This is a genomic window from Streptomyces montanisoli (genome assembly GCF_017813245.1).
Taxonomy (GTDB): domain Bacteria; phylum Actinomycetota; class Actinomycetes; order Streptomycetales; family Streptomycetaceae; genus Streptomyces; species Streptomyces montanisoli.
Genome location: NZ_JAGIQL010000207.1, coordinates 1 through 9075 on the forward strand (window position 1 = coordinate 1; position 9075 = coordinate 9075).

The 9075-nt window shown below is 71.2% G+C and carries 7 protein-coding genes; 2 read left to right on the plus strand and 5 right to left on the minus strand.

Translation table 11 applies throughout. The features are described 5' to 3' along the window. Nucleotides 1–2237: ribonucleoside-diphosphate reductase subunit alpha (locus tag JFN87_RS29665; protein ID WP_209345040.1), on the plus strand; the 2237-nt coding region annotated here is incomplete at its 5' end. After that, nucleotides 2228–3283 carry a ribonucleotide-diphosphate reductase subunit beta gene (locus JFN87_RS29670; protein WP_209345042.1) on the plus strand — a complete coding sequence of 352 codons (1056 nt, stop codon included), beginning with the start codon at nt 2228–2230 and terminating at the stop codon, nt 3281–3283. The genes JFN87_RS29665 and JFN87_RS29670, both read left to right, overlap by 10 nt. A gap of 17 nt (nt 3284–3300) precedes the next feature. On the opposite strand, the gene def is transcribed toward JFN87_RS29670, so the two are convergent. The 5 genes from def to JFN87_RS29695 form a co-directional block, all read right to left on the minus strand. Next, the gene (gene def / locus JFN87_RS29675) at nt 3301–3954 is read right to left on the minus strand and encodes a peptide deformylase (protein ID WP_209345044.1); all 654 of its coding nucleotides are present in this window, start codon (nt 3952–3954) and stop codon (nt 3301–3303) included. An 86-nt stretch (nt 3955–4040) separates the two neighbouring features. Continuing rightward, nucleotides 4041–6002: a zinc ribbon domain-containing protein gene (locus JFN87_RS29680; RefSeq protein WP_245182522.1), complete on the minus strand. Its 1962-nt coding sequence runs from the start codon at nt 6000–6002 to the stop codon at nt 4041–4043. After that, nucleotides 5999–6625 carry an IS607 family transposase gene (locus JFN87_RS29685; RefSeq protein ID WP_209345046.1) on the minus strand — a complete coding sequence of 209 codons (627 nt, stop codon included), beginning with the start codon at nt 6623–6625 and terminating at the stop codon, nt 5999–6001. Before JFN87_RS29685 ends, JFN87_RS29680 begins: the two co-directional genes overlap by 4 nt. Nucleotides 6626–6705: 80 nt before the next feature. Continuing rightward, a complete protein-coding gene (locus tag JFN87_RS29690) occupies nt 6706–7710 on the minus strand; it encodes a tetratricopeptide repeat protein (protein ID WP_209345048.1) in 1005 nt (334 codons plus the stop codon). Between the two features lie 98 nt (nt 7711–7808). Continuing rightward, nucleotides 7809–9017, minus strand: coding sequence for an HD-GYP domain-containing protein (locus JFN87_RS29695; RefSeq protein ID WP_372449305.1), 1209 nt, complete (start codon nt 9015–9017; stop codon nt 7809–7811). Nucleotides 9018–9075 lie beyond the last annotated feature (58 nt).

The following is a 9075-nucleotide window of genomic DNA, read 5'->3' on the forward strand; positions in this document are numbered from 1 at the left end:
CCCGCGCCGCCGCGGCCGAGCTGCGCGGCCTCGCGGCGGAGACCTCGGCCGGCCTCGTCGCCGAGGACCCCGCGTACGGGCGCCTCGCCGCGCGGCTGCTGGCCCGCGCCATCGCGGAGGAGGCCGCCGGGCAGGGCGCCGTCTCCTTCTCCGCGTCCATCGAGGTCGGCCACCGCGAGGGCCTGATCTCCGACCGCACCGCCGCGTTCGTCGCCGCGCACCGCGCCGCGCTCGACGCGCTCGCCGACCCGGAGGCCGACGACGGCTTCGAGTACTTCGGCCTGCGCACCGTGCACACGCGCTACGTGCTGCGCCACCCGACGACCCGTCAGGTGATCGAAACGCCGCAGTACTTCCTGCTGCGGGTGGCCGCTGGGCTCGCCAAAGACACCTCCGAGGCGTCGTTCGCCGAGGTCGCGGACCTGTACCGGCTGATGTCGCGGCGCGAGTACCTGCCGTCCTCCCCCACACTCTTCAACTCCGGCACCCGCCACCCGCAGATGTCGTCCTGCTACCTGCTCGACTCCCCCGCCGACGAGCTCGACTCGATCTACGAGCGCTACCACCAGGTCGCACGGCTCTCGAAGCACTCGGGCGGCATCGGGCTGCCGTTCTCGCGGGTGCGCGCCCGCGGTTCGCTGATCCGCGGCACGAACGGCCTGTCGAACGGCATCGTGCCGTTCCTGCGGACGCTGGACGCGTCCGTCGCCGCCGTCAACCAGGGCGGACGCCGCAAGGGCGCCGCGGCCGTCTACCTGGAGACGTGGCACGCGGACATCGAGGAGTTCCTCGAACTGCGCGACAGCACGGGCGAGGACGCGCGGCGCACCCACAACCTCAACCTGGCGCACTGGATCCCCGACGAGTTCATGCGCAGGGTCGCCGCCGACGAGGACTGGTCGCTGTTCTCGCCCTCCGACGTGCCGGACCTGGTGGACCTGTGGGGCGAGGCCTTCGACGCCGCGTACCGGGCGGCCGAGCGTGCCGGGCTCGCGCGGTCGTCGCTGCCCGCGCGGGAGCTGTACGGGCGGATGATGCGCACACTGGCGCAGACCGGCAACGGCTGGATGACGTTCAAGGACACCGCGAACCGTACGGCCAACCAGACGGCCGAGCCGGGCCGGGTGATCCACTCGTCCAACCTGTGCACCGAGATCCTGGAGGTCACGGACGACTCCGAGACCGCCGTGTGCAACCTCGGGTCGGTCAACCTGGCCGCGTTCGTCGAGAGCGCGCCGTCCGGGTACGCCGGCGTGGACGCCGCGCTCGACTGGGAGCGCCTCGACGCCGCAGTCCGCGTCGCCGTGCGCTTCCTCGACCGGGTCGTGGACCGCAACTTCTACCCGACCGAGGAGGCCAGGCGGTCCAACTCCCGCTGGCGGCCCGTCGCCCTGGGCGTGATGGGCCTGCAGGACGTGTTCTTCGCGCTGCGGCTGCCGTTCGACTCGGCGGACGCGCGCGAGCTGTCGACCCGGATCTCCGAGCGGATCATGCTCACCGCGTACGAGACGTCCTGCGACCTCGCCGAGGAGGACGGGCCGCTGCCCGCCTGGCGCGAGACGCGTGCCGCGCGCGGCGTGCTGCACCCGGACCACTACGACACCGCGCACCACTGGCCGGACCGGTGGTCGGCGCTGCGCGCCAGGATCGCCGGGACCGGCATGCGCAACGCCCTGCTGCTCGCCATCGCGCCGACCGCGACCATCGCGTCCATCGCGGGCACGTACGAGTGCGTCGAGCCGCAGGTCTCGAACCTCTTCAAGCGCGAGACGCTGTCCGGCGAGTTCCTCCAGGTCAACCCGTACCTGGTGGCCGACCTCAAACGGCTCGGGCTGTGGGACGAGCAGACCAGGGACGCGCTGCGGGACGCCGGCGGCTCGGTCGCCGGCGTCGAGCGTGCGCCCGCCGAGTTGCGCGCCCTGTACCGCACGGCGTGGGAGCTGCCCCAGCGCGCGCTGATCGACCTCGCTGCGGCCCGCACCCCGTACCTCGACCAGTCCCAGTCGCTGAACCTGTTCCTTCAGACGCCGACCATCGGCAAGCTCAGCTCGATGTACGCGTACGCCTGGCGGCAGGGGCTCAAGACCACGTACTACCTGCGCTCGCGCCCCGCCACGCGGATCGCGCGCGCCGCCGCGCACGCCCCGTCCGTACCACGGCAGCAGGACACACCGCCCGACCAGGACGCCGTCGCCTGCTCCCTGGAGAACCCCGACTCATGCGAGGCATGCCAGTGAACTCCCCCGCCGACACCACGACCTCCACCTCCACCACCACATCCGCCGGCCGCCTGCTCGACCCCGGGTTCGAGCTGACCCTGCGGCCGATGCGCTACCCCGGCTTCTACGACCGCTACCGCGACGCGATCAGGAACACCTGGACCGTGGAGGAGGTCGACCTGCACTCCGACGTCGCCGACCTGGCGAAGCTCTCGCCCGCCGAGCAGCACATGATCGGCCGCCTCGTCGCGTTCTTCGCGACCGGCGACTCGATCGTCGCGAACAACCTCGTGCTGACCCTCTACAAGCACATCAACTCGCCCGAAGCGCGGCTCTACCTGTCGCGCCAGCTGTTCGAGGAGGCCGTGCACGTCCAGTTCTACCTGACGCTGCTGGACACGTACCTGCCCGATCCGGGAGACCGCGCCGCCGCGTTCGCGGCGGTCGAGAACATCCCGTCCATCCAGGAGAAGGCGGCGTTCTGCTTCCGCTGGATGGACTCCGTGGAGCAGCTCGACCGGCTGGAGACGGCGGCCGACCGGCGCCGCTTCCTGCTCAACCTGATCTGCTTCGCCGCCTGCATCGAAGGGCTGTTCTTCTACGGCGCGTTCGCCTACGTCTACTGGTTCCGCTCGCGCGGGCTGCTGCACGGTCTGGCGACCGGCACCAACTGGGTCTTCCGTGACGAGACGATGCACATGGGCTTCGCCTTCGAGGTCGTCGACACCGTCCGCGAGGAGGAGCCCGAGCTGTTCGACGGCGCCCTCGAAGGACAGGTCACGGAAATGATCAAGGAGGCGGTGGAGGCCGAGCTGCTGTTCGCGCACGACCTGTGCGGGGACGGGCTGCCCGGCATGAACACGGCGTCCATGCGCGAGTACCTCCAGTGCGTGGCCGACGAGCGCCTGCGGCGCCTCGGCTTCGCCCCGGTGTACGGCTCGCGCAACCCGTTCTCGTACCTGGAGCTCCAGGGCGTCCAGGAGCTGACGAACTTCTTCGAGCGGCGCCCCTCCGCCTACCAGGTGGCGGTGGAGGGGACGGTCGGCTTCGACGAGGAGTTCTGACGGCTCTGACGGAATCGTCAGGCGTTGGGGACCGTCTCGTAGCGCGGGGTGCCCTCGGCCATCTGCTTCAGCGCGTCCTTGCGGTCGCGCTTGGAGAGCCGGTCGATGTAGAGGTACCCGTACAGGTGGTCCGTCTCGTGCTGGAGGCAGCGGGCGAAGTAACCGGTGCCGCGGACCTTGATGTCGTTGCCATGCGCGTCCTGGCCGCGCACCTCGGCGTAGTCGGGGCGGGCGAGGGCCGCGTACGCCGTCGGCACGGAGAGGCAGCCCTCGTTGGAGTCGTCGAGGTGGCGCAGCTCGGGCGGCAGCTCGGCGAGGACGGGGTTGCAGACGGCGCCGACGTGGCGCACGCCCTCGTCGTCCTGGCAGTCGTAGACGAAGACCTTCGCGTCGACGCCGATCTGGTTGGCGGCGAGGCCGACGCCCTCGGCGGTGCGCTGGCTCGCGAACATGTCGTCGATCAGGGTCGCGAGCGCGCCGTCGAACTCGGTGACCGTGCGGCACTCCTTGTGGAGGACGGGGTTGCCGACGACGGTGATGGGGCGGGACGTGCCGCGCTCGCGGTGTGCCGTCTCCCGCGCCTCGGCGTCCGCCGTGTCCACGACGAACCCGTCCTGGTCCGTCGCGAGGACGCCCTCGCCGATCCGCTGGTCCGTCTCCTGCTGCGCCATGTCCGCAGTCGCCTTCCTGGTTACCGTTGCCGCTTGCCTCCACCGCCGGCTGAGCGCCGCGCGATGTGCCCGTACAGCGTCTCTGATCAGTTGAGTGATCCCGTGCGAACCGTGGGGTTCTGCGTGGGTTCTGCCCACCTGGGCGGGGTGGCGTGGGCGTGGAGATGGAATCCCGCGCCGAGTGCTGCTCCGCGTGGCCGGTGGCCGGTGGTGGGTGGGCTGATCGTGGTCACGCTCTGGTGCCGGTGGGCTGCGCGGGGCAGCCGGTTCCGGCCCGTTGGTGCGTGTCCCTCCGGACGCTTTCCGGCCGGGCCTTGAGGTCTGGCTGGGGAGGGAATCCCGCGTCGCCTGGGCGCGGGACGGTTGGTTCGCGGCCGAGTGGAGCCGGTCTTCGACCGGTCGTTCCGGCTGGTCTTCGGGGTGGCCGTGATGACGGCCTTGGCTTCCATCGTGTCCACGACCTTGCGGATCACCATGGTGGTGCTGCTGGTCTTGTCCACGACGGTCTTGGTCTGGTGGGCGAGGCCGCGTGCGGCGATACGCCGCCACGCGCCTTGGTCGCGGTCGCCCTGCCACCGGCAGGACGGGCAGATGGCCCACTTCCAGCCTCGGGTGGTGGGCTTGTCGGGGGCCTTGCGGTGCCGCAGCGGGGTGAGGCAGTGCGGGCAGTGCTTGGAGGTGTTCGCCGCAGGGATGGTCACCACGGCGATGCCGACCTCAGCGACGAGTTGACGCATACGGTCGCTGATCTGCCCGCGTACGGTCTGGGACAATCGGGTGTTGTGGGTGCGGCCCATGCCGCCAGCTTCCATCGACCGCAGGTCTTCCAGATAGATCACGCTCGCCCCGGCGGCAACGGCTTGATCCACAGTCCAGCGGGCAGCAGCCCAGGCCAACGCGTTGTTGAGGTGGGAGCGCCGGTCGGAGATGTGCTGGATCTCTTGCAGGAGAACTGATTGCTTCGTCCTTGACACCGGGTCGGCGAGACGGGCGTAGTGGTCGGCCTTGGCGTGCAGCCGCTCCGAGAGACGGCGAAGGCGGTACTGCTTGGCCAGTACACCGGAGGCGCGGAACTGCGCCCCGCCGGAGGGGGCGGTGATCGTGCCGTCCGGGTGGAGCCGGGCCGTGCCGGCGGACAGCAAGGTGTTCAGGCCCCAGTCCACGCCCATCGCCACGGTGTGGCCGGAGCGCTGGGCCTTAAGGACGGGGTGAGTGAAGGCAAGATCGGCCCGCACTTTCCCGCCGGCGATGCGCAGCGTGGGCAGGTGCAGTACGGCGCTCGCGGGAACGGTCGGGGGCAGCGTGATCGGGCAGGCGACCCATGTCCAGTCCGCGTACGTATGCGGGTCGGGCCGGGTGGGCAGCTGCAGGCGCAGCAGGGCCTTCGTCGCCTCGGTCAATGACCGCTCGATCGAAGCTTGCTGTCCGTCACAGGCCGCCAGCAACAGCATCCGTGCCACACGGGGCGTGGGCTCCATCTCGAACACGTCAGCGGGGAGATGGCCGTTGTCCCGCTTGAAGGCGGCGATCTGCCGGGTGCGGGAGCGGATGACACTGGACGTCAGGTATTCGCCGCCTGGGACAGCGGCGCGCACCGCTTCCCATTCGGCTTGAGTGCGCTTGTTCGGGTCGGCGGGCCATGCGGCCAGGATTCCGGTGACCACATCGGCGCGCCACTTCACCGACCGCAGGACGCGCCCGGCCTGTTCCAGGGCGGCACGAACGATCCGGTCGTTGACTTTTACGCCCTTGGGAGAGGCAGTGGTCCAGCCGAGACGCCGGAGCGCCATCCATGCCTTCGACGGCAGCTTGCGGCCCCCGGAATCCACACCGACAGCAAGCGTCGATACGCCGGCAGCGTTCCAGTGCTCGCCGAGCAGGGAGGCGACCATGCCACCGACTAGGTCGGTACACCAGCCAACGCGTTCGGCCAGGACTGTGGCGGTGAGAAGTTCGCCGGTCTTCTCGTCCAGGCCTGAGTGGACCAGTGTGCGGGCGCAGGCGGTACGGGAGGTCTCGCCGTCGGCAAGCGGCAGCTTCCGACTCATCGGGTAGTCTCCTCGTCGGTGCACTGCCCGGACTCGGCCAGCAGACGCCGCCGGTTGTCCGCACTGCGCATCCCATACAGCCGTCCGGCGAACGTGGTCACCAGGGATGCGAAGTCTTCGACGAGTTCATCCCGGCTACCAAGCTTCTTCGGGTGCAGCACCTCCACGGTGACGCCGTACACAGCGAACAGCCGCTTGAGCCAGGCGACACCGAATCGGGCCAGCCGGTCCTCATGCGTCACCCGCACCACCGTCACGGAGCCGTCCGAGACCATCGCGATCACCCGGTTCAAGCCCGGCCGGTTCTCCTTCAAACCCGAACCGTGATCGTCGACGACCTCGACAACCGTCCCCGTCGAACTGGCCCGCAGTTCAGCCTCCTGGGCATCCAGTGAGGACTCCTGCCCCGACGGGCCAGACACCCGTACATACAGCAGCTCCAGGCGCGCCCGGACGGTCGAGGAAGCACTACCGCGCTTCATGTTCTCCACATCCACCGAGGAGAACCGGCGCTCACGGCCGACCCAGCTGAACGGGATCTTGCCATCCAACGCCCACTGGCGAAGCGTCATCGGATGAATCCCGAGACGCTTCGCAGCCTTGGACGTACGCAGCAACTCCACATCCCTAACTATACAGCGAGAAAGCTAAGGATAATTAAGCGAAGTGGTGCAGGAGGCGTGGGCACACTCAGAGACGAAGGTCAGCACACCTCTTCGAGGTCGCGCCACTCGCGGCTGTCCGGGTTGTCCGCGACCCAGCCGTCCAGCAGGCCGCGCACGAGGCCCTGCGGCGCGGCGATGCCGCACTCGCGCTCCGGCGTCCACAGCTCGCCCGGCGTGCGGTGGCCGAGCGGGCCCGGGTGGCCCGGCTCGCTGTGGTCGTGCGGGTCGAGGTGCTCGCCCTCGCCCTCGGCGCTCGGCATCCGGCTCTCGGAGCACGTGCGGCACAGCAGCCGCACCGACGACGACCAGTCCTCCGCGGCGAACCCGGCGTCGGACGCGAGCTGTTCGAGCGCGTTCCTGTCCTCCTCGGTGGCGGCTTCGAGCAGCACCACCCACGTCGGCACGGGCGACGGCGCCCACAGCTCGATCTCGTCGAACACCGGGTACACGTGGGGCGCGCCGTGCGCGGCGCCCTCCGTCGTGCGCTCGCCGTTGGGCACCCCGTCGTGCAGGACGACCTCGCCCCAGCGCCGCCCCGACGACGGCAGCGGGATGGACAGCACCTCGATGCGCGCCGGGTCGAGCCTGCGGCCCCAGACGACCTCGGCCTCGCCCTCGGGCGAGAGCCTGACGGCCGCGCTGCCCAGGTCCATGCCCTCGGGCTCCTCGGCGGCCTCCGCGGTGTGCGGGCTGCCGGGCACGCGCAGCCCGTAGGCCTGCCAGGCGCGGCGCGCGAGCGGCCAGTCCTGCAGGGCGGTGGCGGCGATGCCGACGTTCCACCAGTCGGGGGCGCCGGTCTCCTTGTCCAGGAGGGCCACGGCCCGCAGTCCCGCGGCGCGGGCCTGCTCCCAGTCGTGCCGGAACTTGTGCAGCAGCGCCAGGTTGAACCAGGACTCCGACAGCCACGGCTCCATGTCGGCGGCACGGGTCAGCAATGCTCCCGCGTCGTCGTAGCGGCCGTCACCGATCAGCGTGAACGCGCGGTCGGTGGCCTGCCGCCACGAGGCGGAGGGCCGATGCCGTACCTTCCCGAAGATCCTCACGTCCTCACGATTCCCACCTGCCGGTCACTCGGGGCAGCGCCCCAGGACACCTCTTCCTGGCATCCAACCATGCCGGATGCGTGCTCTCTACTCACGGGCTACCCAGCGGGGGCCGGGGTCAGACCGCCGCGTGCGAGGACGCGTGCGAGGGATTCCACCACGTCGGGGTGGTAGTCACGGGCCGTGCCCAGCCTCAGCCGTTCCAGGGCACCCAGTGGCCCGCCCGCGCACCCGCTGTCACCTGCGAGGTCGTCGTACGCGTTGACGGCGCGGACGATCCGCGCGGGCAGCGGCTGGTCACGGTACGGATCCGCCTGCCGCTCGACGACGACGGCGACCGCGGAGGGCACGCCGGTCTGCCGGACGACGGCGCCGCCGAGCAGCGCGATGCGGCGCTGCTGCGCCTCGGGCAGCGCTGCGGTGGACCCCTCGGGGACGGGGTCGACGAGCGAGAGCTGGCCGATGTCGTGCATGAGGGCCGCGTATTCGAGGACGGTCAGCTCGCGCCCGGACAGGCCGAGGTCGCGGCCGACGGCGCGGCTGAGCTCCGCGACCCTGCGTGCGTGGCCGTGGCGGGTGTACCCGGCTATCTCGGTGGCGCGCGCGAGTGAGGCGATGGTCTGCCGGTAGGTGGTGCGTACGGCCGCGTAGCGGCGGAAGGAGAGCTGGGTGAGCAGCAGCGGCACGCAGAACACCGGCAGCGCCCAGAGCCCGGCGACGGCGACGCCGAGCGCTATGACGACGCCCGTGGCGCAGACCGCGGAGCCGATGCCGGGCAGGGCGCGCAGTTCCTCGCGCAGCAGTGGCCCGAACGGGTCGGCGGTGCGTGCGCGCCGCAGGACGGCGCAGAGCACGGCGTCGCACAGCGCGGTGAGCACGAGCAGCAGCAGGAGCAGCGCCACGTAGTACGAGCCGCCGACGGCGTGCCAGGGCTGGAAGCAGGCGGCGGCGAAGGCGACCGTGAGCACCCGCCGGGCGAGGTGGTCGAGCGAGGGGCCGTGCGGGGCGCCGCCGGCGAGCGCGGCGGCGAACGTCACCGCGACGGTCTGGAGCACGCCGTGCCCGGTGTCGCGCCCGGCGCTCTCGCCGAGCAGCGCGTAGGCGAGGGCTCCGGCTGCGCCGAGGGGCGCGGGTTCGCGCTCGCGCGGCCCTGCGCCCCAGCGGGCCAGCTCGCCCACGGCGATGAAGATCCCGAAGGCGAGCGCGTTGCGCGGGTCGGTGACGCCGCGCCACAGCGTGACGGCGAGCGCGGCCAGCACGAGCGCACCGGCGGCGATCCGCACGGGCGACGACGACGGCAGGCGCACGCGCGCGGCAGCACGTCCGTGCGCGGCGGCACGTCCGTGCGTGGCAGCGCGCCAGTGC